The following is a 25,886-nucleotide window of genomic DNA, read 5'->3' as shown; positions in this document are numbered from 1 at the left end:
TACTGCAATGACGAACCGTTTACAAGAACGCTACACTAAGGAAATCGCGCCGAGCTTGATCGAAAAGTTCAGCTACAAATCTTCCATGCAAGCACCAAAGGTCGAAAAGATCGTGCTGAACATGGGTGTGGGTGATGCAACGCAAAACGCCAAGAACCTTGACGAAGCCGTTGAAGAACTCAAGCTCATCTCTGGTCAGCAACCACTGATCACCAAGGCCAAGAAGTCGATCGCGAACTTCCGTTTACGTGAAGGCATGCCGATCGGTGCGAAGGTCACCCTCCGCGGCGAACGCATGTATGATTTCTTAGACAAGTTGATCAACGTTTCCTTACCGCGTGTCCGTGACTTCCATGGTATCTCCGCTAAGTCCTTCGATGGCCGCGGGAACTACACCTTGGGTGTTAAGGAACAACTGATTTTCCCTGAAGTGGATTACGATAAGGTAAACCATGTTCGCGGGTTAGACGTTGTGATCGTTACAACTGCCAACACTGATGAAGAAGCTCTCGAATTGCTGACGCAAGTCGGGATGCCATTCGCTAAATAAGGGAGGGACACACTTGGCTAAGAAGTCAATGATCGTGAAGAACAACCGGCCTGCAAAGTTCGCAGTGCAAGAATATACACGCTGCCAACGTTGTGGCCGTCCACATTCCGTTTATCGTAAATTCAAGCTCTGCCGGATTTGCCTTCGTGAATTAGCCCATGCCGGCCAAATTCCTGGTATGCGCAAGGCTAGCTGGTAAACACTACCAAGTTAAAAGGAGGTTAAATCAATGGTCCTGACCGATCCAATCGCAGATTACTTGACCCGGATCCGTAACGCCAACATGGTGCGTCACGAATCCTTGGTCGTTCCTGCATCTAAGATGAAAAAAGACATTAGCGAGATCCTCAAGCAAGAAGGCTTCATCCGTGACTACGAAGTCATTGAAGACGACAAGCAGGGTATCATCCGGATCTTCCTCAAGTATGGGAAGAACAACGAACGCGTGATTTCCGGTTTGAAGCGTATCTCCAAGCCAGGCTTACGTTCTTACGTGAAGAGCGCTGATGTACCGAAGGTCTTAAACGGCCTTGGCATCGCCATCATTTCCACGTCTGAAGGTGTGCTTACGGACAAGCAAGCACGCGCTAAAAACGTCGGCGGCGAAGTACTCGCCTACGTTTGGTAATAATTTAATTAAAAAGGAGGTGCTCACCAGTGAGTCGTATTGGTTATAAAGTCATCACCGTGCCTGCAGGCGTAACTGTTTCGCAGGACGGCGACCAAATCACCGTCAAGGGGCCTAAAGGCGCTTTAACGCGTACTTTCGTCCCAGAAATCAAGATGAATCAAGAAGGCGCTGAAATTTCTTTCACCCGTCCAGATGATTCTTACAAGGCTTTGCATGGTACCATGCGTGCCAACTTGAACAACATGATCCTCGGTGTAAGCGAAGGCTTCACCAAGCAGTTGAAGTTGGTCGGTGTCGGCTACCGTGCCCAAAAGCAAGGCAAGAAGTTGGTATTGAACGTTGGTTACTCCCATCCAGTTGAGATGGAAGCACCAGAAGGCGTTGAATTCGACGTGCCAAGCAACACTGAGATCAATATCAGCGGGATCTCCAAGCAAGTTGTTGGCCAATTTGCTGCTGTGATCCGCGCAGTCCGTGCCCCAGAACCTTATAAGGGTAAGGGTATTCGTTACGTCGATGAAAATGTTCGTCGTAAGGAAGGTAAGACTGGTAAGTAGTTCCTAAGTCAACTTTAAGAGGTGAATATTGTGATTTCCAAGCCAGATAAAAACAAAACTCGGCAACGGCGTCACGCACGTGTCCGGGGTAAGATTTCTGGTACGAGCGAGCGCCCACGCTTGAACATTTTCCGTTCTAACACAAACATCTACGCGCAATTAATTGATGACGTAGCGGGTGTGACGCTAGCAAGTGCCTCCTCTCTTGATAAGGACGTCGCCGCTGGCTCCAAGACCGAACAGGCTGCGGCCGTTGGTGCTTTGGTTGCTAAGCGCGCCGTTGCTGCCGGTCACAAGGTAGTCGTCTTCGACCGTGGTGGTTATCTCTATCATGGTCGCGTGCAGGCTTTAGCAGAAGCTGCACGTGAAAACGGCCTCGAATTCTAATACAAAGGAGGATAACCAACACATGGCATCATACATTGATCCAACCCAATTGGACTTAGAAGATCGCGTTGTTGCGATCAACCGGGTCACCAAGGTTGTTAAAGGTGGTCGGCGGCTGCGTTTTGCTGCTATCGCCATCGTCGGTGACAAGAATGGTCACGTCGGTTTTGGTACCGGTAAGGCTCAGGAAGTTCCTGAAGCGATCCGCAAAGCCGTTGATGACGCACGTAAGAACTTGATCGAAGTGCCTACCGTCGGGACCACGATCCCGCATGAAGTGATCGGTCACTTCGGCGCTGGTGAAGTACTCCTCAAGCCTGCTGTTGAAGGTTCTGGGGTTGCTGCTGGTGGCGCAGTTCGTGCCGTCATGGAACTTGCAGGCATCACCGATGTCACCAGTAAGTCCCTTGGCCGTAACACGCCGATCAACATGATTCGTGCGACTATGGAAGGCCTCAAGCAATTGAAGACCGTTGAAATGGTTGCTGAACTGCGGGGCGTTTCCGCAGCGCACTTGAAGGACTAGGAGGTAAACAGACATGGCTCAATTAAAGATTACTTTGACCCGTAGTGCTGCGCACCGCCTGCCTAAGCAACGCAAGATCGTCAAAGAACTCGGTCTTGGCCGGGTCAACAGCAGTGTTGTCAAGCCTGACAACGCCGCGACCCGCGGTGCGATCTTCCAGATTTCCCATCTGGTATCTGTAGAAGAAATCAAAGACTAAAATTTTTACGACAAGGAGGTGCCTACGCAATGAAGTTGCATGAATTAAAGAGCCCAGAAGGTTCCCGTCAACACGGCAAGCGTCTCGGTCGCGGGACTTCCAGCGGTCAAGGTAAGACGGCTGGTAAAGGTCAAAAGGGTCAATTGGCTCGTCAAGGCGGCAAGACGCGTCTCGGCTTTGAAGGTGGCCAAATGCCATTATTCCGCCGGATGCCAAAACGCGGTTTCAAGAACATCAACCGTAAAGTCTATGCAGTGGTTAACGTCCAAGACCTCAACCGGTTTGAAGACGGCGCCGAAATCAACCCAACCGTGCTCGTTGAAGCTGGTTTGGTCAAGAACGAACGCGATGGCATCAAGCTGCTGGCTAACGGCAAGCTTGACAAGAAGCTGTCGGTCAAGGTCAACAAGGCTTCCGAAGCAGCTCAAGCAGCTGTCACGGCAGCAGGCGGTTCGATTGAGGTGATCTAATGCTGAAAACCCTCAAAAACGCGCTCAAGGTCAAAGAAATCCGTAACAAGATCCTTTTCACTTTAGGCGTTTTGCTGGTTTATCGGTTAGGTGCGCAGATCTCAGTACCAGGCGTTGATGCCAAGTCACTGACCAGCATCAGCGCGACTGGCCTGATCCCATTACTGGATACAGTGAGTGGGGGCGGGTTGTCGAACTACTCGATTTTCTCGATGGGGGTTTCACCATACATCACGGCTCAAATCGTTGTCCAATTGCTCCAAATGGACATCGTGCCAAAGTTTGTTGAATGGAGCAAACAAGGGGAAGTCGGCCGGCGTAAACTGAATCAAGTGACACGCTACTTGACCATATTCCTTGGATTCTTCCAGGCAATCGGGATCACTGCCGGTTTCCAACAGCTCAGCAGCTTGGGCTTAGTCAAGAATCCGACGTTAACAACGTACGTCACGATTGGGATCATTTTGACTGGCGGGACGATGTTACTGACTTGGATGGGCGAACAGATCACGGACAAAGGGATCGGTAATGGGGTTTCCATGATCATCTTTGCTGGGATCATCGCCCGTCTGCCAAGTGGCGTTCAATCGTTGATCACTGATAATCTGATCAATACGGATAACCTGGTCATGGGCATTGTGTTCTTAGTCGCCTTAGTGATCATTTTGATCCTGGTGGTGACCTTTGTGACTTGGGTCCAACAGGCTAACCGTAAGATCCCGATCCAATATACGCGGCGCGTGACCGCGGCAGGCAGCAACAGCTACTTGCCATTGAAGGTCAACGTTGCTGGGGTGATCCCCGTGATCTTTGCCAGTTCCTTTATTGTGACGCCGCAAACCATCTTGATGGCTTTCCAGGCGAACCACAGTGAAGACACTTGGTACCAGGTCATGACGAATATTTTCAGCATGCAAAAGCCTGCTGGGATCGCCGTGTACACCGTCTTGATCGTCTTGTTCACGTTCTTTTACGCTTTCGTCCAGGTCAACCCGGAAAAAGTGGCGGAGAACTTGACCAAGCAAGGGAGTTATATCCCTGGAGTCTGGCCGGGTAAGGAAACTGAGAAGTATCTTTCCGGACTGTTGATGCGACTCTCAACTGTCGGGGCATTATTCCTTGGGGGTATTGCCTTGCTGCCGCAATTAGCTTCGATGATCTGGGGCTTGCCTCAATCTATCGGGTTAGGCGGGACGAGCTTGTTGATCGTGGTGATGACCGCGATCGAATTGGTCCGCCAGTTGAACGGGTTGTTGATGAAACGCGAATACGTCGGTTTCATCCAAGGCGACTTGATCAAAGATTAGTCAGCTATTAGAGGAGGATGCAACGTGAATCTCATCTTGATGGGACTTCCCGGCGCAGGCAAAGGGACTCAGGCGGAAAAGATCGTTGATGCCTATCCGATTGCCCACATCAGTACCGGGGATATGTTCCGTGCCGCCATGGCACAAGGAACGAAGCTTGGTTTAGAGGCGAAGCGGTTCATGGATGCGGGGCAACTCGTACCTGATGATGTGACAAATGGTATTGTTAAAGATCGGCTAGCTGAATCAGACACGGATGCCGGTTTCATGCTCGACGGTTTTCCCCGGACGATCGCCCAGGCCCAAGCGCTTGAAACGATCACCGCGGATCTCAACAAGCCGTTGGATGCTGTGATCAACATCGATGTTGATCCGAGTGCCTTGGTTGAGCGGTTATCTGGTCGTTATATCTGCAAGAATTGTGGTGCGACTTACCATAAGATCTACAACCCGACAAAAGTGGCCGGGACGTGTGATCGCTGTGGGGGCCACGAATTCTTCCAGCGGGATGACGATAAGCCAGAAACCGTGAAAAATCGCCTCAAAGTAAACATCGAAATGAACACACCATTGTTGGATTTCTACAAGAAGCAAAACCTCTTGTACACTGTCAATGGTGACCAAGATATCGACTTGGTTTTCGCCGAAATCAAAAAGATCCTGGCCGCAGTTGCAAAGTAGATGACTTCGTCTTTTGCACATCCTCAGGCTTTTAATAGTACAAAATATATGGTACAATATCGCGGTATGTGCGGTGAGTGCCAGTGGCCTCACCCTTTTCGCGCGTGTTTGTTGATCCAGAATTTAGGAGGAATTATTTAGTGGCAAAAGACGATGTAATTGAAATTCAAGGCACCGTGGTGGATACTTTACCCAACGCGATGTTTAAAGTCGAACTTGAAAATGGGGCGACGATCTTGGCGCATGTCTCTGGTAAAATTCGGATGCATTACATCCGAATTCTGCCTGGTGACCGGGTCACAGTTGAATTATCGCCATATGATCTGACCAAAGGCCGGATCACATACCGTTTCAAGTAATTGCCAGCAGTGAGTGAACTCACTATCCAATGAGGAGGCTATACAACAATGAAAGTACGTCCATCTGTTAAAAAGATGTGCGAGCACTGCAAAGTCATCCGCCGCAAGGGCCGGGTCATGATCATTTGCTCTGCTAACCCAAAGCACAAGCAACGCCAAGGTTAATCTAAAAATCACTATTAGGAGGTGTCTATCGTATGGTTCGTATCGCAGGTGTTGACTTACCCCGTGGTAAGCAAATCGTAATTGCCTTGACCTATATTTTCGGGATCGGCAAGACCACCGCTCAAAAGATCCTGGCCGAAGCCGGCGTTCCTGAAAACGTTCGCCAAGAAGACCTCACGCCAGATCAAGAAGACAAGATCCGTGCAGCCGTTGACAATGTCAAGGTTGAAGGGGATTTACGTCGTGAAGTCAGCTTGAACATCAAGCGGCTCCAAGAAATCGGCTCCTACCGTGGCATTCGTCACCGTCGTGGCTTGCCTGTTCGCGGTCAAAACACCAAGAACAACGCACGTACCCGCAAAGGTAAGAAAGTTACCATTGCCGGGAAGAAGAAATAATTAATTAAAGGAGGTTAATCATCGATGGCAGCACGCAAAACAACTCGTAAGCGTCGAGTTCGTAAGAACGTTGAAGCTGGTGTGGCGCATATCCACTCAACTTTCAACAACACGTTGGTCATGATCACGGACCCTCGCGGTAACGCGATCGCTTGGTCTTCTGCTGGTTCCCTTGGTTTCAAGGGCTCCCGTAAGTCGACACCTTTCGCCGCACAAATGGCCGCTGAAGCCGCAGCGAAGGAATCCATGGAACATGGTATGAAGTCCGTTGAGGTCTCTGTTAAGGGCCCTGGTTCCGGTCGTGAAGCTGCGATCCGTTCACTTCAGGCCACTGGCCTTGAAGTGACCGCGATCCGCGATGTCACCCCAGTGCCGCATAACGGCTCTCGTCCTCCAAAGCGTCGTCGTGTTTAATTGTTACCCCGAGGCCATTGTGGCGGGTATACAAAACTTCACTTCTCGTTTTGAAAGGGGTACAGACTTAGATGATCGAATTTGAAAAGCCAAACATCACCAAAGTTGACGAAAGCACCAACTACGGTAAGTTTGTCGTAGAACCGCTTGAACGCGGCTATGGCACGACGCTGGGTAATTCGTTGCGGCGGATCCTTTTGTCTTCCTTACCTGGGGCTGCGGTCAGCAACATCCAGATCGACGGCGTACTCCATGAGTTCTCCACGATCGACGGTGTGCTCGAAGACGTTACGCAGATCATCCTGAACATCAAAAAGCTCGCTTTGAAGATGAACACGGAAGAAGACAAGACTGTTGAGATCGACGTAACAGGTCCTGCAACCGTCACGGCTGCGGACATTGTCTCTGATAGTGATGTCGAGGTGCTCAATCCTGAGCAGTACATTTGTACGGTTGCAGAGGGTGGTCGCTTCCACGTCCGGATGACGGTTAAGACTGGTCGAGGGTATGTGGCAGCTGATCAAAATAAAGTTGACGACATGCCGATCGGGGTATTGGCGATCGACTCGATTTTCACCCCAATCAGTCGGGTTAACTACCAAGTCGAAAGTACCCGTGTTGGTCGGCGTAACGACTTCGATAAGCTGACTTTGGATGTTTGGACCAATGGTTCGATCAATCCACGCGAAGCCATCAGCTTAGCCGCGAAGATCCTCACCGAACACTTGGATATCTTCGTTAACTTGACCGATGAAGCCAAGAACGCTGAAATCATGGTTGAAAAAGAAGAGACGCATAAGGAAAAGATGCTTGAGATGACCATCGAAGAGCTCGACTTATCCGTCCGTTCGTATAACTGCTTGAAGCGTGCTGGAATCAACACGGTGCAAGAGTTGACCAACAAAACAGAAGCCGATATGATGAAGGTTCGCAACTTAGGGCGTAAGTCACTGGAAGAAGTTAAGAATAAACTTAGCGATCTGGGTTTAGGCTTGCGCACTGAAGACTAATAATGTAGTAAAGGAGGCAAACAACTCATGAGTTACCGTAAATTAGGACGGACCAGCTCCCAACGTAAGGCTTTGCTTCGTGACTTGACCACGGATCTTTTGATCCATGAAACGATCACGACTACCGAAGCGCGCGCTAAGGAAGTTCGTTCCACCGCCGAAAAGATGATCACGTTAGGCAAGCGCGGCGATTTGCATGCTCGCCGTCAGGCAGCTGCATTCTTGCGCAACGAAATTGCTGATATCAAAGAAGAAGGCGACACTGTTGTCGTTCAATCTGCTTTGCAAAAGCTCTTCAGCGATATTGCCCCGCGTTATGAAGAACGCCAGGGTGGTTACACCCGCATTCTGAAGACTGCTCCTCGCCGCGGCGATGGCGCACCTATGGTTATCTTAGAACTGGTTTAATTTTTTTGACCAGCCTGATACCATGACATTCAGATGTTCACCGGCAACGGTGATCACCTTTTCAAAACCGTCACGACCCATGGGGCCGGGACACTTTGGTCATTTGATCGATGGAGCGTTGAGATGTTGGCTGCCTTTTTCTAGGGTAGGACTCCGGTCCAAGCGTAAGCTTGCTTAGTCTAGCTTGAGAGCACCGGGCAACCGGTGTCTCCATCATTAAATGATTTTTTTTGTACATAAATTTAGGCGTGGATCGCGCCTAACCGGTGACCGGGCTGACCCGGCACCGGTTTTTTTTAATGTTTTTTGGATGTGCTGTCTTTGCCGAAATAATGCCAATTAAGGCCCTTGATGGGAGTTTTGACCGCTAAAAAGGTTTGACATTCAAATTATTTCTGATATGCTTTGAACGTCCAAGTAATTTTGGACGCTGATGGAGGTGAATAAATGCAAACTTTGGATAGCTTAGCCGTGCAGGCGATGATCCCCAACCGCTTCCCGATTTTTTATATCGATCGCGTGCTGGCGCTGACGCCTGATCAACGCGTCGTGGCTGAGAAGTATGTCAGCATGGCAGAAGACCATCTGGTGGGGTATTATCCCAAGCGTGCGGTGTTGGCAGGCAGCTTGATCATTGAGATGTTAGCCCAAGCGGCGTCGGTGTTGATCTTGAACTCACCGCAATTTGCTGGCAAAACCGCCTACTTAGCTGCTGTGAGCGATGCTGAGTTTACCCAGCCGGTGTTTGCCGGGTGCGTGATGCAAATGACGATCACCTTGGGTAAGGTCAAAAAGACGATGGGTGTGGTGCATGCCCAAGCAGTGGTTGCCGGCTCAGCCGTTGCTCATGCTGAGCTTCATTTTGTCGTAGCCGATGCCTCGGCCGGTTGACGGGCGCCCAGTTTTGACTGATACTTTGAATATCAAATCAGTCAAACTAGGAGGCCATGGGATAATGGCACAACGCCCGATCATGAAACGAATCAACACGAAATTAGAAAAGGTTTACCGAGATATTTTACGGATCGAAGAAACTGAGTTGCAAAAGAGTCAATTTCGCGATCTCAGCATCACAGAAATGCACACGATCGATGCGATCGGGTTACATCAAAAGCCCACGTCCAGTGCGGTGGCTGCACGCTTGCATGTCACCCAAGGGACCTTAACGGTGGGCATCAAACAATTAGTGCGTAAAGGTTACGTTGATCGCGAACATGCCGACGATGATAAGCGGATCGTGAATTTGCTCTTGACGCGTAAAGGGCGCTTGATGTATCGCGCCCACCAAGCCTTTCACCAGCAAATGGTCGATCGTTTCGTGCAAGGCTTCAATGAAGACGAGATCCACTTGATCGAACATGCGCTGGATAATTTAATGGCGTTTATCGCGGAACAAGATCAGCACCTTTAACGCGGATAGGAGGCACAGCCGTGCGAATCGTGACGACCGCGGCAGAATTACCGGCAAAGCGGGTGACCAATGCGGAGCTGAGCCAAAAAATGGCGACGTCAGATGCATGGATCCGACAACGCACCGGGATCCATGAGCGGCGGATCGCCGCAGATGAAACGACATACAGCCTAGCATTAGGCGTGGCCCAACAATTATTAGCACAGTCAGCTTATGCGGCAGAGGACTTGGATTTTATCCTCGTGGCGACGATGAGTCCGGATTTTCAAACGCCTAGTGAAGCCAACCGGCTGCAAGGGACGCTTGGCGCCACCCATGCGTTTGGGCTCAATTTGAATGTAGCGTGTGCGGGTTTTGTTTACGCCCTAGACATGGCCGCCCACTTGCTGCAAGGACAAGCCCGTTGCGGCTTGGTGATCGGCAGCGAGGTGTTATCGCGTTTGGTCGACTGGCAAGATCGCACCACAGCGGTATTGTTCGGTGATGGCGCCGCCGGGGTCTTAGTCGCCGCTGATGATGCGCCGCTGCCGCCAGCAGACTTGCGCAGTTATGGTGATCTCAAGCTGGTGTTACAAGCCGGGGCGGCGAGCGGTGATCCTTATTTTCACATGAATGGCCGCGCGGTGTATCAATTTGCGTTAAAAGCAGTCCCGGCGTCGATTCGGCGTGTGGCGACTCAGCCGTGTGACTGGTACCTGATCCATCAAGCCAACGCCCGGATCATTGAAGCGATCGGTAAAAAACTCGCGATCCCAGCGGCAAAGCTGCCGATGAATGTGGCGAATTATGGCAACACCAGCGCTGCGAGCGTGCCATTGTTGTTGCATGACATGGTTGTCAGCGGACGGTTAAAGCGCGGCCAACGCCTCTTATTGTGTGGCTTTGGCGGCGGGTTGAGTATTGGCAGTTTGATGTTGACGTATTGAAAAAGGAGACGAAAGTATATGGCAAACGAAGCAATTTTTTCTAAGGTACAAGCGATCATCGCAGATCAACTCGATCAAGCGCCTGAAAAGGTCCAATTGACCACCAACTTCAAAGACGATCTGGATGCAGACAGTTTAGACGTGTTTGAGATCATCAACGAAATTGAAGATGCCTTTGATGTCACGATCGATACGGATGAAACGATCGACACCGTCCAAGACTTAGTCACGTTCTTGGCAAAGGCGGCGTAGCGATGGAAGCTTTGATGACGCGTATCGGGGTACGCTACCCGATTTTTCAAGGCGGGATGGCGTGGGTCGCCGATGGTCAATTGGCCGCGGCGGTTTCTGAAGCTGGCGGTTTGGGGATCATTGGCAGCGGTCATGCGCCAGCCAGTTATGTGGCAGAACAGATCGCGATCGCCAAACAGCACACCGATCGCCCATTCGGCGTCAATGTGATGCTGTTGTCGCCGCATGTCGAAGCGGTGATCGCGGTCGTGGCGCAAGCCAAAGTGGCGGTCGTGACCACCGGCGCTGGCGATCCTGGGCGTTACTTGGAACCTTTGCAAGCCGCCGGCAGCGTGGTGCTGCCGGTTGTGCCATCAGTGGCATTAGCCAAGCGCATGGCGCGGCAAGGTGTCGATGGGGTCATTGCAGAAGGCATGGAGTCAGGCGGCCATATTGGCGCCATGACGACAATGGCGCTGGTGCCGCAAGTGGTCGACGCGTTAGCGATCCCGGTGATCGCCGCTGGCGGGATCGCTGATGGCCGCGGAGTCGCGGCGGCCTTGGCGTTAGGCGCGTGCGGGGTGCAAATGGGGACGCGTTTTTTAGCAGCGGCAGAAACGCAGATCCATCCTCAGTACCAAGCGGCGGTATTAAAGGCCAAAGACGTCGATACTTTAGTCACCGGGCAATACCTCGGGCATGCGGCGCGGGTCTTGAAAAATCCGATGAGCAGGCAGTATTTGAAATTAGAAAAACAACTGGCGCTGACTGGCGGTGATATGACCGCAGTCGAGCAGTTAGGCAATGGCAGCTTGCGCATTGCCGTTCAAGAAGGCGACCCTCAGCGCGGTTCCTTTATGGCCGGACAAGCTGCCGGGATGGTCCGCCATGTCGATCCGGCGGCGGCGATCTTACGCTCAGTGGTGAGTCAAACCTTGGCGATCGTCGGCGATGGGCCGTTAAAGCAAAAGGTGGTTTGAGATGAAAACAGCAGTGGTGTTTAGCGGCCAAGGCAGCGAATACGCAGGCATGGGGCGCACACTTTACCTAAATAGTTTGACTTTCAAACAAAATATCGATGCGGCCAATGCCGTGCTGGCGTTTGACTTGCCTGCTTATCTATTTGGCCAAACCCCGTTGCGGCAACAGCCAGATGCCTTACAACCCGCTTTAGTGGCATATGGCGTGGCGCTATATCAAACGGCAAAGCTGGCCCCTGCGATACTAGCAGGGCTAAGTCTGGGTGAATATACCGCCTTGATCGCCGGCGGGCAAATCAGCATGGCCCAAGGGTTAGCCCTCGTGGCCAAACGCGGTGCGGCCATGAGCAAGGCTTGTGCACATACCCCAGGCGGGATGCTGGCATTGCGGGTCAAAACGCCGGCGCAATTGGCGCTGATCGCTGAGTTAGAGGACGTGTGGATCGCCAATCAAAACAGCCCAAAACAAGTCGTTTTAGGCGGCACGCTGGCGGGATTAGCCAACGCGCAACAAAAGCTGGCTGACCAGCGGATCAAAACGGTGCCCTTGCCTGTGGCTGGCGCCTTTCATACGCCATTGATGCAGCCGGCACAACCGCCTTTACAAGCGGCTTTGGCTTTTGCCCAATGGCGAGTGGGGCAAGTGCCGGTGATCAGCACCACGACGCAAAGGGTCTTGACGCCAGAAACTGTGGTGGCCAATCTGACCGCACAAGTGGCGACTGCGACTGCATTTGGTCAAACGGTGGCGACGTTAGCAGCCCAAGGGGTCAACGACTTCATCGAAATTGGGCCTAAACCGGTATTGGCCAAGTTGATCCGGCAACAATTGGCAACGGCTCACGTGACGACGATCACGGCAGAAACCATGTTAGGAGGCGCGTAGATGACATTGACAGGACAAGTGGCGTTGGTGACCGGCGCCACGCGGGGGATCGGCGCAGCGATCGCTTTGCGGTTGGCACAAGAAGGGGCTGATTTGATGCTCAGTGCCCGCAGCGCGTTTCCGGCGCCATTATTGCAAACCCTCAAAGCTTATGGCGGGCAGGTGGAGACGTTTCAAGGCGGGATCGAAGCGGTCGATGCTGCTGCTGAATTAGCCGCGCAAACGATCGCCCATTATGGCCGGATCGATATTTTAGTGAATAATGCCGGGATCACCCATGATCAACTGGCTTTGCGCCTAACGCCGGCGCAATTTGCGGAGGTCGTCAACGTTAACTTAAACGGGACTTATAACGTCACGCAGCCGGTTTACAAAGCGATGATGAAAGCGCGCCGCGGCGTGATCATCAATTTAGCCAGTATCGTTGGCATGATCGGCAACATCGGCCAAGCCAATTACGCCGCGAGTAAAGCAGGCATCATTGGTTTGACTAAAACGTTAGCCAAAGAAGGCGCCAGACGCGGGGTGCGCGTGAATGCGATCGCACCGGGGATGATCGCCACGAGCATGACCGCCGCATTAAGTGAACAAGCCGCCGCCAAGGTCTTAGCAAACATCCCTTTGAATCGGTTTGGGACCCCAGCAGAAGTGGCAGATGCGGCCGCTTTTTTGATCGGTAACGCCTATGTGACCGGACAGGTACTGACAGTTGATGGCGGGTTAACGTGATAGGAGGAAACAACGTGCAGCGAGTGGTCATAACAGGAATGGGCACCGTCAATGCTTTGGGCCAAAATGTGGCGCAAAGTGTGGCAGCGATGCAAGCAGGAACTTTGGGGATCCAACCCATCAAGCAATTTGATGCCAGCGCCACTGGTATCCATGTGGCCGGGGAGGTCGCTGATTTTGAGCCGACGAAGCGCTTGGACAAGAAATTGGCCAAACGCTTAGACCGCTTTACCCAGTTTGCCCTTTATAGTGCCATTGAAGCTGCCGAACAAGCAGGGTTAGCCACGGCGGTCGACCCGCAGCGCTTGGCAGTGATTTATGGTTCAGGGATCGGGGGGCTATCAACCATCGAAGCGCAGGTCACGAAGAAAAATGCGAAAGGCCCCAAGCGCATCTCACCATTATTCGTGCCGATGGCGATCATCAACATGGCCCCAGGCGTTTTGGCGCAATATTTTGGTGCTCATGCTGAAAGCTATGCCGTCGTGACCGCCTGTGCATCAGGCACCAGCGCGATCGCCCAGGCGGTGCAGTGTTTACAAGCCGGCCGTGCAGATATGGTGATCACCGGAGGGGCAGAAGCATCGATCAATGAAATCGGGATCGGCGGCTTTGCGGCGTTGACTGCCTTGTCTGCGGCAGACACCCCGCAAACGGCCAGCCTGCCTTTTGGTCAAGACCGCAGCGGGTTTGTGATGGGCGAAGGCGCAGGCACTTTGATCTTAGAAACCCAAGCCCACGCTGAGGCGCGCGGTGCGCAGATCTTAGGTTATGTTTTAGGCTATGGCGCGACTAGCGATGCGTATCATATGACGGCCCCTGATCCTAGTGGGCAATATGCGGCTAAGGCCATGCAACAAGCGCTGGCGACATCAGGGTTGACTCCAGATGCAGTCGGGTATGTGAATGCCCATGGGACCGCAACGGTGGCTAATGATCTGATGGAAGCCAAGGCGATCCGGACGGTATTTGGCCAACAGCCAGTTGCCGTTAGTTCAACTAAGGGGATGACGGGACATTTGCTTGGGGCAGCCGGTGCGCTGGAAGCGATTTTGACCATTGCCGCGCTGAATGCGGCGCGCTTGCCGGTGAATCTTGGCGGGGTGCCTGATGCAGCGTGTGACGTTGATTTAGTCACTGGCTTGGATCAAAAACCGCAGACACCGTTTGCGTTGAGTAATTCATTTGGGTTCGGAGGACATAATGCCGTCTTAGCATTAGGAGGTGCGCAGGCGTTTGGATGAAAAAATGATTGCCGCCTTATTTGCTCAATTCGAGCAAAGTTCCGCATTGGAATTAGACTTGGCCATTGGCAATGACCATTTGCACTTGAAAAAGCCTGCGCCGCTTGATCGCGCAGCAGTTGCTGAACCTGCCGGGCCAACGTCTCCGCCGGCAACCGGGACCGGGACCCCGGTGTTAGCGCCGTTAGTCGGGATCGCGTATTTGCGGCCGGCACCAGAAGAACCAGTGTTCAAACAAGTAGGCGATCACGTGACCGCAGGCGAAGTGGTGTGCGTGATCGAATCCATGAAAATGATGAATGAAGTCAAAAGTCCGGTTTCTGGCGTCGTTTCAGAGATCTTGATCGCGAATGAATCACTGGTCGAATATCACCAGGACTTACTTTTGATCACGGAGGAAACAAATGCTTGAAGCACAAGAAATCATGGCGATATTGCCACATCGCTATCCGATGCTGTTGGTCGATCGGGTCTTAGAATCGACGCCAGGAGTTTCGGCTGTTGCCATCAAAAACGTTTCTGTCAACGAAGCCATTTTCCAAGGACATTTTCCAGGCAACCCGATTTTTCCTGGTGTCTTGCAAATCGAAGCCTTGGCGCAAACCGGGGCGATCGCATTGCTGCAAGAACCGGAATTAGCCGGTCAAACCGTTTTTCTTGGGGGGATCCGCAAAGCAAAATTTCGCAAAATGGTTCGCCCCGGTGATACCTTACGGCTGGAAGTGACGTTGACTCGGCGTGCACAAGGCATTGGCAGCGGCGTTGGCCGCGCATTTGTTGGCGAAGAGCTGGCTTGTATGGCTGAATTAGTCTTCGCCATTCAATAGGGAGTGACATCATGTTCAAACGGATCTTAGTGGCCAATCGTGGCGAGATCGCCGTGCGCTTGATCCAAGTGATCCATGAATTAGGCGCCAGCGCAGTGGCGGTGTATTCACAAGCCGACCAAGCCGCTTTGCATGTACAGCTGGCAGATACGGCGGTTTGCATTGGCCCAGCTAAAGCGAGTGATTCATATTTGCAGATGCAAAATATATTAGCCGCAGCGGTGTTGACTGGGGCAGAAGCCATTCATCCCGGTTTTGGGTTTTTGGCTGAAAGTGCGGATTTTGCCGAGTTATGCGCGCAAGCCGGGATCGTGTTTATCGGCCCCAGTGCAACAGTGATTCAAACTTTAGGCGATAAGGCGCAAGCTCGGGCGTTGGTACAAGGGTTAAACGTGCCGGTGATCCCAGGATCGCCACCGGTCACGACCTTAGCCGATGCGTTGACCGCCGCTGCTGACTTAGGTTATCCGGTGATGCTTAAAGCCGCGGCAGGCGGCGGCGGTAAAGGGATCCGCAAAGTCGCTTCGGCCAAACAGCTGCAAGCCGAATGGGCTGTGGCTCAAGGTGAAGCCACGGCAGCATTTGGCGCGGCGGCAATGTATTTAGAAAAAGTCCTCGTTGGGGCTAAACATCTGGAAGTGCAAGTGCTGGCCGACCGCCAAGGAGCAGTGTGGACTTTGCCGGAGCGCGATTGTTCGCTGCAGCGCCACAAACAAAAGCTATTGGAAATCAGTCCCAGTCTCACATGTACCCCGGCTTTGCGCACCCATTTGCAAACGCTGGCTGAACGGATCGCCATTGGCAGCCATTACGAAAACGCCGGGACCGTCGAGTTTTTAGTGACACCAAAGGGGCAAGCGTATTTTATGGAGATGAATACGCGCATTCAAGTGGAACATCCCGTTTCGGAAATGGTAACTGGGTTGGACTTATTGGCTGCCCAGATCAACGTTGCTGCCGGCCAAGCGCTGGCGCATGGCACGACGCGCTGGCAACCGCAAGGCGTCGCTATTGAGTGTCGGCTCAATGCAGAAGCGCCAGCCCAAGATTTTGCCCCGCAAACCGGCACGATCACGCGCTTGCAATGGCCTTTAGGCGGGACCGGCGTGCGCGTTGATCGCGGCATCAGGTGCGGCGATGTGATCGGACCCTATTATGATGCCATGTTGGCCAAGCTGATCGTGCATGCCGACACCGCCGCTGGCGCATGGGCGAAAATGGCTCGCGCCTTAGCCGAACTTGAAATCGCCGGGGTGCAAACCAATGTGTCTTTTCAACAAGCGTTGATCACCGATCCGGTCATTCAAAAAGGTACCGCAGCGATCGATTATGTCGATCGGGTCGTGATCCCTAATTGGCAGCAACAGGAGGCAATATGATGTTAAAAACGAGTACCCCAGCACCTTTAGATCAAGCCGTCATCGCCAAGGCCCAAGCGTTGCCAACGGGGTTGTGGCTGACTTGTCCCAATTGTCATGCCAGCGCCTATCGCAGGCGGTTTGGCGCTGCCAAGGTCTGCCCGCAATGCGGCTATGGGTTGCGCTTGACGGCGCATGAGCGCATTGCGCAGTTGACGCAGCAATTCGAACAATGGGATCAGCAGCTGCCGCAGTTGCCGACGGATTTTCCTGGCTATGCCGACAAGCGGCAGGCGGCCGCAAGCGCCAGCGGCAGTGACGAAAGTGTGATTTGCGGCCAAGCGCTGATCGGTGCCCATACGGTCGCGTTAGGGGTGATGGATAGTCATTACATGATGGGGTCGCTTGGGACTGTGGCCGGTGAACGGCTGTGCCGCTTGTTTGAGCGGGCGACACAAGCTCGTTTGCCGGTGGTCGTCGTGGCCACCAGCGGCGGGGCGCGAATGCAAGAAGGGATCCAGTCGTTGATGCAAATGGCCAAAGTCTCACAGGCGGTGGCTCACCACGCGGCAGCCGGGTTGTTGTATATCGTGGTGTTAAGCGATCCGACGATGGGCGGCGTGGCCGCGAGTTTTGCGATGCAAGGCGACATCATCTTGGCAGAGCCGCACAGTCGCGTGGGTTTTGCTGGCAAGCGCGTGATCGAAGCGACGATCCATGCGCAGCTGCCGGCAGATTTTCAACGCGCCGAGGCCGTGCAAAAAGCGGGCTTTATCGATGCGATCGTGCCGCGTTCCGCGCTGGGCGCAAAGCTGGCCGCATTATTAGCCTTGCATGAGGGCTGCTGATGACTGCATATGAACAAGTATTACAAGCACGCGCCCCTAGACCTTACTCGACGCGGACATTGATCGCCGGGATCGTGAGCGATTTTCAAGAATGTCGTGGTGATCGGGTGCATCAAGACGATTCGGCGATCATTGGCGGCATCGGCTGGCTCGATCAGCGGCCGGTCACCGTGATCGCCACGACGAAAGGCGAGACGCTGCCAGAGCGCTTAGCCACGCATGGCGGCTGTCCAGAGCCTTGGGGGTATCGCAAGGCGTTGCGCTTGATGCGCCAAGCAGAAAAATTCCATCGGCCGATCATCACGCTGATCGATACCCCAGGTGCATACCCCGGCAAGGAAGCAGAGGCCAATGGTCAAGCCGCGGCGATCGCAGACTTGTTGTTGGCAGTGAGTACCTTGCAAACGCCGCTGGTGGCAGTGATCGTCGGTGAAGGCGGCAGTGGCGGGGCGTTAGCGCTGGCTTGTGGGGATGAAGTGTGGATGGCGGCGCAAAGCATGTACGCGATTTTGTCGCCAGAAGGTTTTGCCTCGATCTTATTCAAGGATGTGACCAAAGCTGAAGCAGCCGCAGCACTGATGGGTCTCACACCCAAAGAGCTATTGGCCAATCAGGTGGTAGAGCGCGTGCTTCCAGAAGCTGGCAGACAATTTCCCACAATGCTGAAAACCGCGTTGATCCCAACGATCGCGCGTTTGGCCGCCATGCCGACGGCCACGTTATTGGCCCAGCGGCAAGCACGCTTTCGTCGTTATTAAGCCTGAAAAAAAGCGTCTGGTGCACGATTTTTGTGGTCGTGCACCAGACGCTTTTGTGGTTATCGAAAGTTGATCGGTAATTACTGACCGAGTAAACTGGCCACATTCTCATTGTTGCGGAGTTGTTTGGCGGCCTGATAGGCGTCAACGTAATTGCCTTGGGCCAGTGCCTGCCGTACGCCGTCAAAGGCACTGGTGTTGAACAAAGTGTTGGTTACCAGTTGCGCTTCACTGCTGTTTAATCCCGCTTGGGTGAGCAATTGCGCGGCGGTGGTTTGATCTTTGGCCGCGGCCATGACCGTGGCCATCTTGGTATTGGTGATCGCTTGAGCGGCCGCGTCGATCACACTGTCAGTGGCGGCATTGCCTGTTTTTTGTTGGTTCAATTCTTTGACGACGGCAGTTTTGACGGCCGTATCCGCAGGCGTATCATTGCCACCGTTGGCGCTGCGCCAGGTGTTGTTCAACTGGGGGAAAAAGACGACTCCCAAGCCGCATAAAGCGGCGATCACAATGATCGCAAGCAGCAGGCGGCGGCCCCAGCGTTGCTTCTTTTTGGTTCTGGTTTTACGTCGTTGCATAGGCAGCTCCTTTCATCAGCGTCTCAATTATGCCATGACCGTGCTGGACTATTTACCGCTAAAAAGAGGTTTAAGGAATAATTTACCAGTGGAGAAAAGTCGGACTTATGCCGGATTGGCGCCTGTCATGTTTCTGTTACAATAGACCCATACGCGAGAATTTTTGCGCTGACTGGCGTTTGTCTTTATACTGTAGATAAAAGTCTGTCAGCGTTTGGAGGAAGTCTGATGAATATCGGCATTTTTACGGATACGTATTTTCCGCAGGTCTCAGGTGTGGCGACGTCCATTAAGACGCTGAAAGAGGATCTGGAACGCAAAGGCCACACCGTGTATATCTTTACGACGACCGATCCGCACTTGCCGGAATCAGCAGTCGAGCCGAATGTGTTTCGGTTTACCAGTGTGCCTTTTGTGTCGTTTACGGATCGCCGCATTGCGGTGCGCGGGTTGTTTCACGCCTATGCGGTGGCCAAAGAATTGAAACTGGATATCGTCCATACGCAAACTGAATTCTCCATGGGCTATATTGGCAAGTTCGTGGCGCGGCAATTGAAGATCCCGACGGTGCACACATATCATACGATGTACGAGGATTACTTACACTATGTGATGAATGGCCACTTATTGCGGCCGTATCATGTGCGTCAATTTATGCGCGCATACTTATACCATGTTTCTGGGGTGATTGCCCCTTCTGAACGGACGGCGGACTCGCTTTTAGGCTATGGCATCAAAACACCAATGGCGATCATTCCTACAGGCGTTGATTTAACGCAATTCAAGCGGGCGCAAAACGAAAACTTGCGTGCTGATCTAGGGCTGAGCGACGTGCCGGTGTTGTTGTCATTGAGTCGTGTCGCTTACGAAAAGCGGATCGATCGCGTCGTAGGTGCGATGCCGGCGATTTTGGCCCAACAGCCGGATGCGGTGCTTTTGGTCGTTGGCGATGGGCCTGCCAAAGCCGACTTAGAAGCCCAAGCTGAGCAATTAGGCTTAGGCGAGCATGTGCGCTTCATCGGGGAAGTGGATCATGACGCCGTCGCTGATTATTATCGGGCTGCGGATGTGTTTGTTTCCGCCAGTGACTCAGAGTCACAAGGGTTAACTTATATTGAAGCGATGGCAGCCGGGCGCAAAGTGGTGGCTTGTGCTGGCGAATATACCCAGTCGCTGCTGGATGATCCTGCGATCGGCACCACGTTTTCCACTGATGCGGAAATGGTCAATCAAGTCTTGCAATATTTAGCCCATCCACAAGCCTTTGACGACCCAGCGCCATTGGCAGCCAAATTGACCGCCATTTCGGCAGACCAGTTTGGTGATGATGTCTTGGCTTTTTACCAGCAAGCAGTCAGCCGGTATGCACCAGATGATGCCGCCACAGAAGAAGAGGATTCGCCGCGGTTTGAGGCGAAGGGGTAGCGATGATCGACATCCACATGTTCAGTTCTGCAGATAAAGTGGCCGGCCAAGGGGTCGGTGCCGTCTATACCGAACTGTTAGATTTATTGAAGCGATATTTTCCAGAAGAATTCAAGATCAGCATCAACGATTATACGCCTAGTCTGGTGAGTCATTATCACACCATTGACCCGGCTTTTTTCGCGTCGACATTTTCCAAACGGCGCGGCCGCAAGATCGGTTATGTGCACTTTTTGCCTGATACGTTAGATCAAAGCCTGCGTCTGCCAGGCGTAGCGCGGTGGACCTTGGACAAGTACGTGGTGGCATTTTACAAGCGGATGGATATCTTAGTGGTGGTCAATCCAAACTTTATTCCGCGTTTGGCTGCTTATGGCATCGATCCCAAGAAGGTCATCTACATTCCAAACTTTGTCTCGCGTGAAACCTTTTATCCCGAAACGCCGACAAATAAGCAGATCCTGCGGCAAAAATATGGGGTGAAAGCGTCAGCGTTTGTCGTGTTTGGCGCTGGCCAAGTCCAAGATCGCAAAGGCGTCGATGACTTTATTGCCTTGGCCAAGCGCAATCCCGACATGCGCTTCATTTGGGCTGGCGGTTTTTCTTTTGGGATGATCACTAATGGATACGATCATTTGAAGTCGGCTGTAGCCAACGCGCCAGAGAATCTGACGTTCACCGGGATCGTGCCGCGTGAGGAGATGGTGGATTACTATAACATTGCGGATGTTTTTTTGTTGCCATCATTTGAAGAACTCTTCCCAATGGCAGTACTAGAAGCTTTTTCCACTCAAACGCCAGTGATGGTCCGTGATCTGCAGCTGTATGATACGATCATCCGTCCTTATGCCATGATGGCCAAAGACGGGCATGACATGAACGTGCAGCTGCGGAAATTGCGTGATTCACCCGCCATGCAAGCCGAGTATACCCAAAAGAGTCAAAACGCGGCGGCAGAATATTCAGAGGAGCGCCTAGCGCGGGTCTGGGAGCGGTTTTATCGTGAACAAGCAGCGCTTGTGAAGACACATGAGTAAAAACAATCGCATTGCTATGATCGTCATGATCTTGATCGGCGTGGCTATTTTCGGAGTCGAAATGCGGCATTTGGATTTTCACCAAGTGTGGCATACGCTCAATCATATGCAGCTGCAATGGCTGGTGGTCGCGTTTTTAGTCATGGTCAGTTCGTGGATCGTGGAAAGCTTCGTGGTGAAGATCTTCGTTCAACACGATGGCGAGCATCTGAATTTTAAGGCGGCACTGCGCGTCCCCTTAGTGGAGCAGCTGTTCAACAATATCACCCCCTTTGCTTCTGGCGGCCAGCCGGCACAATTGGTGGCTTTGATGCAAGCCGGGGTCGAAGGCGGCCGGGCCAGTTCTGTCTTATTGATGAAGTTTGTGGTTTACCAGTTCATGGTTTTGATCAACTTCGTGTTGACGATCTTGATCGGCTTTAATCGGGTGGCGACGCATTTTGGGGCATTGGCATGGCTGATCGTGTTTGGCTTGGTGATCCATGTGGTGGTCATTATTGGGTTGTTGCTGGTCATGTACCAGTATCGCTTTACCAAGCGGCTCGTCGGCATTGCCGTGCGCGTGTGCGGCTGGTTCATTGGCCACGAGCGGCTGTTGCGCTGGCAAGAACATATGGATGCCAAGATCGATACCTTTTACGCCGAAAGCCTGCATCTCAAACAAGAAAAGTTCAAGGTGTTGCGGGCAGCGGGACTAACGCTGATCCAGTTGTTGTTGTATTACTCGGTGCCGTATTTTGTGTTGTTGAGTTTTGGCTTAGGCCGCGTAGATCTGGTCACGGTGATGGTATCACATGTCATGATCGTCATGATCGTTTCGCTGTTCCCGATCCCAGGCGGCACTGGCGGCGCCGAATTGAGCTTTAAGACGCTGTTTGCCAGCTTTGTGGCGACGCCATCACAGCTGGTTTTGGCGATGCTTTTATGGCGGCTGTTGACGTATTACCTCGGCATCGCTTTTGGGATCATCGCACTAGCAGTCCCAGTCAAGCGGCTCGATCATTCCCAACAGGCTAAAAATCTTTGAGTTTCAGGGATTTTCATAGTCACAAGGCGCCATTTTATGGTACGCTATCACAGAAGTACAGGAAGGGGGCCGTTGGTATGAAGAGCTCACAGTTAGTTGCGATTATCAAGCGCTTAGAGGCGATGCAAGAAGCAACCGATGGCGAGGTTCAAACGCGGCGTTTCGAAAAAGACGGAACCGAAAAGGGTCTGGTTGAATATGACCCAAAGACTGAAACCTATACCCTCGAAGAAATGGATCATCACCAAAAGTTTGATTTTGATGATATCGATCTAGTGGCGATGGAGATTTACGATCTCCTGGGGGACTAGTCAGCGGGATCGTGGTCGGCCAAGGCAACTTGGGCGGCTTTTTTTGTGCCTGACAACCTTAAGATGTCGTTAAAAGCGGCGCGTGAAGCGAGGGATAAATTGAGTTTTCCTTAGCGAATGTGTAGACTAGCGGTTGTGATATAATGACTTATTCATGAAAACTAACCATCTGGAGGATCACGATGAGACATCTCGGCAGCAAAATTCGGGCATTTTTTAATTCTCGACTCGGATTTTTTGTCCTTGCCATCGCCTTGTTTTGGGCGAAAACGTATTGGGCGTATTCCAACAAATTTAACCTTGGGGTCAAAGGCAGCATGCAACAAATGCTGCTGGTGCTGAATCCGATCCCGACCACCTTACTGCTGTTTGGGATCGCGCTTTATCTCAGCGGGCGGAAGTCTTACATTGTGATGGTGATCATCGATGCGTTAACTTCTGTGTGGCTGTTTGCCAACATCTTGTATTATCGCGAGTTTTCAGATTTTTTGACCTTCGCGTTGATCAAAGGTTCCGGCGCGGTTTCCAATAACCTCAGTAAAGGGGTTTTTGGGATCATGCGGGGCAGTGATTGGCTGGTCTTTTTGGATGTGGCGTTTTTGATCATTGTCTTGGCCACACACCTCATTCGCATCGATATTCGGCCGATCAAAAAGCGCTTTGCGATCGGCGTCTCCGTGTTGGCTGTGATGCTGTTTGGGGCTAACTTGAGCATGGCGTATTCTGATCGTTCCGGTTTGTTGACGCGGACGTTTGATAACAACTATATCGTGAAGTATCTTGGCTTGAATGCCTATACGGTCGTTGATGGCGTTAAGACTGCGCAGACTAGTGCGACTAAGGCGAATGCCAAAGCAAGTGATATTAATTCTGTCTTGGATTATTTGAAGAAAAATCCGGCCACCCCAAATGCTGAATATGCCGGGGTCGCCAAAGGCAAGAATGTTTTCATCATTCATTTGGAATCGTTCCAGCAGTTTTTGATCGATTACAAGTGGAAGGGTCAAGAAGTGACGCCGAATCTGAACAAGTTGTATCATCAAAATGATACCTTGAGTTTTGACAACTTCTTTAATCAAGTCGGCCAAGGCAAAACTGCCGATGCCGAAATGATGCTGGAAAATTCGCTGTTTGGCCTGCCAGAAGGTTCGGCGATGGTGTCTGACGGGACGACGAATACCTTCCAAGCGGCGCCGGCGATCTTGGATCAAAATGGTTATACGACTGCTGCTTTTCATGGGGATGTGCCAAGCTTTTGGAATCGTGACAACACGTATAAGTCCTGGGGTTATGATTATTGGTTCACGAAAAACTATTTTTCCTCAGGCAAAGACTATAATGTTGGGTACGGGTTGAAAGACAAGATCTTTTTGAAAGACTCTGCCCAGTACATCGAACAACTGCCCCAGCCTTTTTACGCGAAGCTGATCACGGTGACGAATCACTATCCGTATACCTTAGATAAGCAAAACCAAACGATCGAAAAAACCGACACCGGGGATGATACCGTCGATGGGTACGTGCAAACTGCGCGCTACCTTGATCAATCGATCGGTGAATTCATGACTTGGCTGAAGCAATCTGGATTAGACAAGAAGAGTATGGTCGTTTTTTACGGCGATCATTACGGGATCTCTGCTAACCATAAAAAGGCGGTTGCGAAGCTGCTAGGGAAGAAGACCTTTAACAATTATGATAATGCACAGTTTCAACGCGTCCCGTTGATGATTCATATGGATGGCTTAAAAGGCGGGATCAACCATACCTATGGTGGGGAGATCGATGTTTTGCCGACCTTATTGAATCTATTAGGGGTGAAGCATTCAGGTTATGTGCAATTTGGGACGGATCTGCTGAGCCCGCAGCATAGTCAAACCGTTGCGTTTCGAAATGGCGACTTTGTCACGCCGCAATTTACCAAGGTCGGCAGTACCTATTACGACACCGGTACTGGTAAGGTGATCAAGCAATTGTCGGCAGCGCAAAAGGCCATTATCGATAAAGCAACGAATCAAGTCACGACTGAGTTGTCGTTGTCTGATCGGGTGATGAACGAAGATCTTTTGCGTTTCTACACCCCGAATGGATTTATGAAGGTCGATAAAAGCAGTTTCTCCTATAATAAGAAGAAAGCTTTAACGAAGCTGAAGAAGAGTCAAAAAGAGCAGACTTCTGTTTTGTATCAGAACCAGAATAAGTCGATCCCGTACCAAACGGATGCCCCAGAGCTGCAAACTAATGCGGCTGCCAGCACCAGCAGTTCGGCTAAATGAGTACCTTGATCAGGTAGTTAGTCACGGCGCACCTCTGCCACCTGTCTTGCATGAATTGGACAGGTGGCAGAGGTGTTTGTATTTGTCAGCGTCAAGTCAGGGTGAGTTTTAGTTGTACTTAATAGAAAAAGGCGTTAAGCTTGCGTTGACAGTTGTGTGCAATTGATAGAAAGTAGGTGACGCACATGCAAACGAGTGTTTATACGGAGACGCTAAAGCGGCTCAAAGCTGAGGGGATCCGCGTCACGCCACAGCGTACGGCGATCATTCAGTATATGATCGCCAGTACCGCGCACCCCACTGCTGAAATGATCCATGCAGCGTTGGCGCCACAGTTCCCACATATGAGTGTGGCGACGGTATATAATAATTTAAGGTTGTTGGCCGATTTGGGGTTGATCGAAGAAATGAGTGTTGCGGATACCGCGACCCATTTTGATTTTGCCTTATCGCCGCATTACCATGCAGTCTGCTCAAATTGTGGCAAGATCGTTGATTTTCACTATGATCAATTAACCAATGTGGAAGCGGTCGCTGCCGCTAAAACTGGTTTTCAGGTAACGGGGCATCATCTGGAAGTTTACGGGCTATGCCCAGAGTGTCAGCAGAAATTAAAACAGGCGAATAATTAGCTAATGCCAGAGAAAAACTATCGGATAGGCCGAATAAATAGTCGCATATTGCGGCAGATGTTCGGCTTATTTTTTTTGCCGGATTTTTTGCAAATTCTTGTTGACGAGGCCTTTTCTCGCTGGTATGATAGCTATTGTTGTCGAGCGATGCTAAGTCGCTCAGCGAACAGCAGATGAAAGATTATTCATTCAATGAATAATCTTTCAAGAAAGTTGTTGACAACATTGTCTCAATAAGATATACTTACAAAGTTGTCTTAACGGACAAGGTAGTCCTTTGAAAACTGAACAAAGTTTCGTAAATGTGATAGGGCTTTTCTTAAATGAAAAGAATTAAACA

At 51.6% G+C, this 25,886-nt stretch carries 36 protein-coding genes; 35 read left to right on the top strand and 1 reads right to left on the bottom strand.

Going from position 1 to position 25,886, the window contains the following annotated elements:
• Positions 1-7: 7 nt before the first annotated feature.
• The 29 genes from rplE (at position 8) to EKM91_RS08785 (ending at position 18,260) form a co-directional block, all read left to right on the top strand.
• Complete coding sequence (gene rplE, locus EKM91_RS08925; RefSeq protein ID WP_125752956.1) at positions 8-550, top strand: 50S ribosomal protein L5; 543 nt, start codon at positions 8-10, stop codon at positions 548-550.
• Between the two features lie 13 nt (positions 551-563).
• Complete coding sequence (locus EKM91_RS08920; RefSeq protein WP_054717680.1) at positions 564-749, top strand: type Z 30S ribosomal protein S14; 186 nt, start codon at positions 564-566, stop codon at positions 747-749.
• Between the two features lie 30 nt (positions 750-779).
• Positions 780-1,178, top strand: coding sequence for a 30S ribosomal protein S8 (gene rpsH / locus EKM91_RS08915; RefSeq protein WP_125752953.1), 399 nt, complete (start codon positions 780-782; stop codon positions 1,176-1,178).
• Between the two features lie 29 nt (positions 1,179-1,207).
• Positions 1,208-1,738, top strand: coding sequence for a 50S ribosomal protein L6 (gene rplF, locus EKM91_RS08910; protein WP_125752950.1), 531 nt, complete (start codon positions 1,208-1,210; stop codon positions 1,736-1,738).
• 21 nt (positions 1,739-1,759) lie between these two features.
• Positions 1,760-2,125: a 50S ribosomal protein L18 gene (gene rplR / locus EKM91_RS08905; protein WP_125752947.1), complete on the top strand. Its 366-nt coding sequence runs from the start codon at positions 1,760-1,762 to the stop codon at positions 2,123-2,125.
• 22 nt (positions 2,126-2,147) lie between these two features.
• Complete coding sequence (gene rpsE / locus EKM91_RS08900; protein ID WP_125752944.1) at positions 2,148-2,651, top strand: 30S ribosomal protein S5; 504 nt, start codon at positions 2,148-2,150, stop codon at positions 2,649-2,651.
• 13 nt (positions 2,652-2,664) lie between these two features.
• Entirely contained in the window at positions 2,665-2,850 is a 186-nt protein-coding gene (gene rpmD, locus EKM91_RS08895) for a 50S ribosomal protein L30 (protein ID WP_125752941.1), read from the top strand.
• Positions 2,851-2,879: 29 nt separating this feature from the next.
• Positions 2,880-3,320 carry a 50S ribosomal protein L15 gene (gene rplO / locus EKM91_RS08890; RefSeq protein ID WP_125752938.1) on the top strand — a complete coding sequence of 147 codons (441 nt, stop codon included), beginning with the start codon at positions 2,880-2,882 and terminating at the stop codon, positions 3,318-3,320.
• The gene (gene secY, locus EKM91_RS08885) at positions 3,320-4,627 is read left to right on the top strand and encodes a preprotein translocase subunit SecY (protein WP_125752935.1); all 1,308 of its coding nucleotides are present in this window, start codon (positions 3,320-3,322) and stop codon (positions 4,625-4,627) included. Before rplO ends, secY begins: the two co-directional genes overlap by 1 nt.
• A gap of 24 nt (positions 4,628-4,651) precedes the next feature.
• Positions 4,652-5,308, top strand: coding sequence for an adenylate kinase (locus tag EKM91_RS08880; protein ID WP_125752932.1), 657 nt, complete (start codon positions 4,652-4,654; stop codon positions 5,306-5,308).
• 140 nt (positions 5,309-5,448) lie between these two features.
• Positions 5,449-5,667: a translation initiation factor IF-1 gene (gene infA / locus EKM91_RS08875; RefSeq protein ID WP_054717703.1), complete on the top strand. Its 219-nt coding sequence runs from the start codon at positions 5,449-5,451 to the stop codon at positions 5,665-5,667.
• A gap of 48 nt (positions 5,668-5,715) precedes the next feature.
• Positions 5,716-5,832, top strand: a complete 117-nt coding sequence (gene rpmJ, locus EKM91_RS08870) for a 50S ribosomal protein L36 (protein ID WP_125752929.1) — start codon at positions 5,716-5,718, stop codon at positions 5,830-5,832.
• Positions 5,833-5,864: 32 nt separating this feature from the next.
• Entirely contained in the window at positions 5,865-6,230 is a 366-nt protein-coding gene (gene rpsM, locus EKM91_RS08865) for a 30S ribosomal protein S13 (protein WP_125752925.1), read from the top strand.
• Positions 6,231-6,254: 24 nt separating this feature from the next.
• Positions 6,255-6,644: a 30S ribosomal protein S11 gene (gene rpsK, locus EKM91_RS08860; protein ID WP_125752922.1), complete on the top strand. Its 390-nt coding sequence runs from the start codon at positions 6,255-6,257 to the stop codon at positions 6,642-6,644.
• A 71-nt stretch (positions 6,645-6,715) separates the two neighbouring features.
• Positions 6,716-7,654, top strand: a complete 939-nt coding sequence (locus EKM91_RS08855; RefSeq protein ID WP_125752919.1) for a DNA-directed RNA polymerase subunit alpha — start codon at positions 6,716-6,718, stop codon at positions 7,652-7,654.
• A 27-nt stretch (positions 7,655-7,681) separates the two neighbouring features.
• Positions 7,682-8,062, top strand: a complete 381-nt coding sequence (rplQ, locus tag EKM91_RS08850) for a 50S ribosomal protein L17 (RefSeq protein ID WP_125752916.1) — start codon at positions 7,682-7,684, stop codon at positions 8,060-8,062.
• A gap of 447 nt (positions 8,063-8,509) precedes the next feature.
• Positions 8,510-8,953, top strand: a complete 444-nt coding sequence (locus EKM91_RS08845) for a 3-hydroxyacyl-ACP dehydratase FabZ family protein (protein ID WP_125752911.1) — start codon at positions 8,510-8,512, stop codon at positions 8,951-8,953.
• Between the two features lie 64 nt (positions 8,954-9,017).
• The gene (locus EKM91_RS08840; RefSeq protein WP_125752909.1) at positions 9,018-9,473 is read left to right on the top strand and encodes a MarR family winged helix-turn-helix transcriptional regulator; all 456 of its coding nucleotides are present in this window, start codon (positions 9,018-9,020) and stop codon (positions 9,471-9,473) included.
• A gap of 20 nt (positions 9,474-9,493) precedes the next feature.
• Complete coding sequence (locus tag EKM91_RS08835) at positions 9,494-10,399, top strand: beta-ketoacyl-ACP synthase 3 (RefSeq protein WP_125752905.1); 906 nt, start codon at positions 9,494-9,496, stop codon at positions 10,397-10,399.
• A gap of 18 nt (positions 10,400-10,417) precedes the next feature.
• A complete protein-coding gene (locus EKM91_RS08830; RefSeq protein ID WP_125752902.1) occupies positions 10,418-10,651 on the top strand; it encodes an acyl carrier protein in 234 nt (77 codons plus the stop codon).
• A 2-nt stretch (positions 10,652-10,653) separates the two neighbouring features.
• On the top strand, positions 10,654-11,610 hold the full coding sequence (locus EKM91_RS08825) for a nitronate monooxygenase (RefSeq protein WP_125752899.1): 957 nt from the start codon (positions 10,654-10,656) through the stop codon (positions 11,608-11,610).
• A 1-nt stretch (position 11,611) separates the two neighbouring features.
• Positions 11,612-12,496, top strand: a complete 885-nt coding sequence (locus tag EKM91_RS08820) for an ACP S-malonyltransferase (RefSeq protein WP_125752896.1) — start codon at positions 11,612-11,614, stop codon at positions 12,494-12,496.
• On the top strand, positions 12,497-13,225 hold the full coding sequence (fabG, locus tag EKM91_RS08815) for a 3-oxoacyl-ACP reductase FabG (protein WP_125752893.1): 729 nt from the start codon (positions 12,497-12,499) through the stop codon (positions 13,223-13,225).
• A gap of 14 nt (positions 13,226-13,239) precedes the next feature.
• Positions 13,240-14,469 carry a beta-ketoacyl-ACP synthase II gene (gene fabF, locus EKM91_RS08810; protein WP_125752890.1) on the top strand — a complete coding sequence of 410 codons (1,230 nt, stop codon included), beginning with the start codon at positions 13,240-13,242 and terminating at the stop codon, positions 14,467-14,469.
• Positions 14,462-14,881, top strand: a complete 420-nt coding sequence (locus tag EKM91_RS08805) for an acetyl-CoA carboxylase biotin carboxyl carrier protein (RefSeq protein ID WP_191987995.1) — start codon at positions 14,462-14,464, stop codon at positions 14,879-14,881. Before fabF ends, EKM91_RS08805 begins: the two co-directional genes overlap by 8 nt.
• Positions 14,874-15,296 carry a 3-hydroxyacyl-ACP dehydratase FabZ gene (gene fabZ / locus EKM91_RS08800; RefSeq protein WP_125752887.1) on the top strand — a complete coding sequence of 141 codons (423 nt, stop codon included), beginning with the start codon at positions 14,874-14,876 and terminating at the stop codon, positions 15,294-15,296. The genes EKM91_RS08805 and fabZ overlap by 8 nt, the downstream gene beginning before the upstream one ends.
• A gap of 11 nt (positions 15,297-15,307) precedes the next feature.
• Positions 15,308-16,675 carry an acetyl-CoA carboxylase biotin carboxylase subunit gene (locus tag EKM91_RS08795; protein ID WP_125752884.1) on the top strand — a complete coding sequence of 456 codons (1,368 nt, stop codon included), beginning with the start codon at positions 15,308-15,310 and terminating at the stop codon, positions 16,673-16,675.
• Positions 16,675-17,502, top strand: a complete 828-nt coding sequence (locus EKM91_RS08790) for an acetyl-CoA carboxylase carboxyltransferase subunit beta (RefSeq protein ID WP_191987994.1) — start codon at positions 16,675-16,677, stop codon at positions 17,500-17,502. The genes EKM91_RS08795 and EKM91_RS08790 overlap by 1 nt, the downstream gene beginning before the upstream one ends.
• On the top strand, positions 17,502-18,260 hold the full coding sequence (locus EKM91_RS08785) for a carboxyl transferase domain-containing protein (RefSeq protein ID WP_125752877.1): 759 nt from the start codon (positions 17,502-17,504) through the stop codon (positions 18,258-18,260). Before EKM91_RS08790 ends, EKM91_RS08785 begins: the two co-directional genes overlap by 1 nt.
• A gap of 80 nt (positions 18,261-18,340) precedes the next feature.
• Here the strand turns inward: EKM91_RS08785 and EKM91_RS08780 are convergent, their stop codons facing one another.
• Positions 18,341-18,841, bottom strand: a complete 501-nt coding sequence (locus tag EKM91_RS08780; protein WP_125752874.1) for a hypothetical protein — start codon at positions 18,839-18,841, stop codon at positions 18,341-18,343.
• A 228-nt stretch (positions 18,842-19,069) separates the two neighbouring features.
• Between EKM91_RS08780 and EKM91_RS08775 the strand changes: the two genes are divergently transcribed.
• The 6 genes from EKM91_RS08775 to EKM91_RS08750 all read left to right on the top strand — a co-directional run bounded on the left by EKM91_RS08775 (position 19,070) and on the right by EKM91_RS08750 (position 25,546).
• Entirely contained in the window at positions 19,070-20,266 is a 1,197-nt protein-coding gene (locus EKM91_RS08775; protein ID WP_125752871.1) for a glycosyltransferase family 4 protein, read from the top strand.
• A 2-nt stretch (positions 20,267-20,268) separates the two neighbouring features.
• Positions 20,269-21,303, top strand: a complete 1,035-nt coding sequence (locus tag EKM91_RS08770; protein WP_125752869.1) for a glycosyltransferase family 4 protein — start codon at positions 20,269-20,271, stop codon at positions 21,301-21,303.
• A complete protein-coding gene (locus tag EKM91_RS08765) occupies positions 21,296-22,330 on the top strand; it encodes a lysylphosphatidylglycerol synthase transmembrane domain-containing protein (RefSeq protein ID WP_125752866.1) in 1,035 nt (344 codons plus the stop codon). The genes EKM91_RS08770 and EKM91_RS08765 overlap by 8 nt, the downstream gene beginning before the upstream one ends.
• A 77-nt stretch (positions 22,331-22,407) precedes the next feature.
• Positions 22,408-22,641: a YkuJ family protein gene (locus tag EKM91_RS08760; protein WP_125752863.1), complete on the top strand. Its 234-nt coding sequence runs from the start codon at positions 22,408-22,410 to the stop codon at positions 22,639-22,641.
• Positions 22,642-22,823: 182 nt separating this feature from the next.
• On the top strand, positions 22,824-24,914 hold the full coding sequence (locus EKM91_RS08755) for an LTA synthase family protein (protein ID WP_125752860.1): 2,091 nt from the start codon (positions 22,824-22,826) through the stop codon (positions 24,912-24,914).
• A gap of 185 nt (positions 24,915-25,099) precedes the next feature.
• Positions 25,100-25,546: a Fur family transcriptional regulator gene (locus EKM91_RS08750; RefSeq protein WP_125752857.1), complete on the top strand. Its 447-nt coding sequence runs from the start codon at positions 25,100-25,102 to the stop codon at positions 25,544-25,546.
• Positions 25,547-25,886 lie beyond the last annotated feature (340 nt).

This window comes from Lacticaseibacillus baoqingensis, from assembly GCF_003946165.1.
GTDB classification, from domain to species: domain Bacteria; phylum Bacillota; class Bacilli; order Lactobacillales; family Lactobacillaceae; genus Lacticaseibacillus; species Lacticaseibacillus baoqingensis.
Note: the sequence above shows the minus strand (reverse complement) of the source record. Positions and strands in the feature narration are given on the sequence as shown.

Excerpts from the sequence above, each read along its gene's own strand:
- EKM91_RS08845 (WP_125752911.1), top strand. The coding sequence starts at position 8,510 with ATGCAAACTTTGGATAGCTTAGCCGTGCAGGCGATGATCCCCAACCGC.
- rpsK (WP_125752922.1), top strand. The coding sequence starts at position 6,255 with ATGGCAGCACGCAAAACAACTCGTAAGCGTCGAGTTCGTAAGAACGTT.
- fabZ (WP_125752887.1), top strand. The coding sequence starts at position 14,874 with ATGCTTGAAGCACAAGAAATCATGGCGATATTGCCACATCGCTATCCG.
- EKM91_RS08790 (WP_191987994.1), top strand. The coding sequence starts at position 16,675 with ATGTTAAAAACGAGTACCCCAGCACCTTTAGATCAAGCCGTCATCGCC.
- EKM91_RS08775 (WP_125752871.1), top strand. The coding sequence starts at position 19,070 with ATGAATATCGGCATTTTTACGGATACGTATTTTCCGCAGGTCTCAGGT.
- rpsE (WP_125752944.1), top strand. The coding sequence starts at position 2,148 with ATGGCATCATACATTGATCCAACCCAATTGGACTTAGAAGATCGCGTT.
- rpsH (WP_125752953.1), top strand. The coding sequence starts at position 780 with ATGGTCCTGACCGATCCAATCGCAGATTACTTGACCCGGATCCGTAAC.
- EKM91_RS08825 (WP_125752899.1), top strand. The coding sequence starts at position 10,654 with ATGGAAGCTTTGATGACGCGTATCGGGGTACGCTACCCGATTTTTCAA.
- EKM91_RS08760 (WP_125752863.1), top strand. The coding sequence starts at position 22,408 with ATGAAGAGCTCACAGTTAGTTGCGATTATCAAGCGCTTAGAGGCGATG.
- EKM91_RS08830 (WP_125752902.1), top strand. The coding sequence starts at position 10,418 with ATGGCAAACGAAGCAATTTTTTCTAAGGTACAAGCGATCATCGCAGAT.
- EKM91_RS08820 (WP_125752896.1), top strand. The coding sequence starts at position 11,612 with ATGAAAACAGCAGTGGTGTTTAGCGGCCAAGGCAGCGAATACGCAGGC.
- EKM91_RS08795 (WP_125752884.1), top strand. The coding sequence starts at position 15,308 with ATGTTCAAACGGATCTTAGTGGCCAATCGTGGCGAGATCGCCGTGCGC.
- EKM91_RS08780 (WP_125752874.1), bottom strand. The coding sequence starts at position 18,841 with ATGCAACGACGTAAAACCAGAACCAAAAAGAAGCAACGCTGGGGCCGC.
- EKM91_RS08750 (WP_125752857.1), top strand. The coding sequence starts at position 25,100 with ATGCAAACGAGTGTTTATACGGAGACGCTAAAGCGGCTCAAAGCTGAG.
- secY (WP_125752935.1), top strand. The coding sequence starts at position 3,320 with ATGCTGAAAACCCTCAAAAACGCGCTCAAGGTCAAAGAAATCCGTAAC.
- rplE (WP_125752956.1), top strand. The coding sequence starts at position 8 with ATGACGAACCGTTTACAAGAACGCTACACTAAGGAAATCGCGCCGAGC.
- EKM91_RS08765 (WP_125752866.1), top strand. The coding sequence starts at position 21,296 with ATGAGTAAAAACAATCGCATTGCTATGATCGTCATGATCTTGATCGGC.
- EKM91_RS08770 (WP_125752869.1), top strand. The coding sequence starts at position 20,269 with ATGATCGACATCCACATGTTCAGTTCTGCAGATAAAGTGGCCGGCCAA.
- EKM91_RS08840 (WP_125752909.1), top strand. The coding sequence starts at position 9,018 with ATGGCACAACGCCCGATCATGAAACGAATCAACACGAAATTAGAAAAG.
- rpmJ (WP_125752929.1), top strand. The coding sequence starts at position 5,716 with ATGAAAGTACGTCCATCTGTTAAAAAGATGTGCGAGCACTGCAAAGTC.
- fabG (WP_125752893.1), top strand. The coding sequence starts at position 12,497 with ATGACATTGACAGGACAAGTGGCGTTGGTGACCGGCGCCACGCGGGGG.
- rplO (WP_125752938.1), top strand. The coding sequence starts at position 2,880 with ATGAAGTTGCATGAATTAAAGAGCCCAGAAGGTTCCCGTCAACACGGC.
- rplQ (WP_125752916.1), top strand. The coding sequence starts at position 7,682 with ATGAGTTACCGTAAATTAGGACGGACCAGCTCCCAACGTAAGGCTTTG.
- EKM91_RS08755 (WP_125752860.1), top strand. The coding sequence starts at position 22,824 with ATGAGACATCTCGGCAGCAAAATTCGGGCATTTTTTAATTCTCGACTC.
- EKM91_RS08785 (WP_125752877.1), top strand. The coding sequence starts at position 17,502 with ATGACTGCATATGAACAAGTATTACAAGCACGCGCCCCTAGACCTTAC.
- rpsM (WP_125752925.1), top strand. The coding sequence starts at position 5,865 with ATGGTTCGTATCGCAGGTGTTGACTTACCCCGTGGTAAGCAAATCGTA.
- EKM91_RS08855 (WP_125752919.1), top strand. The coding sequence starts at position 6,716 with ATGATCGAATTTGAAAAGCCAAACATCACCAAAGTTGACGAAAGCACC.
- rpmD (WP_125752941.1), top strand. The coding sequence starts at position 2,665 with ATGGCTCAATTAAAGATTACTTTGACCCGTAGTGCTGCGCACCGCCTG.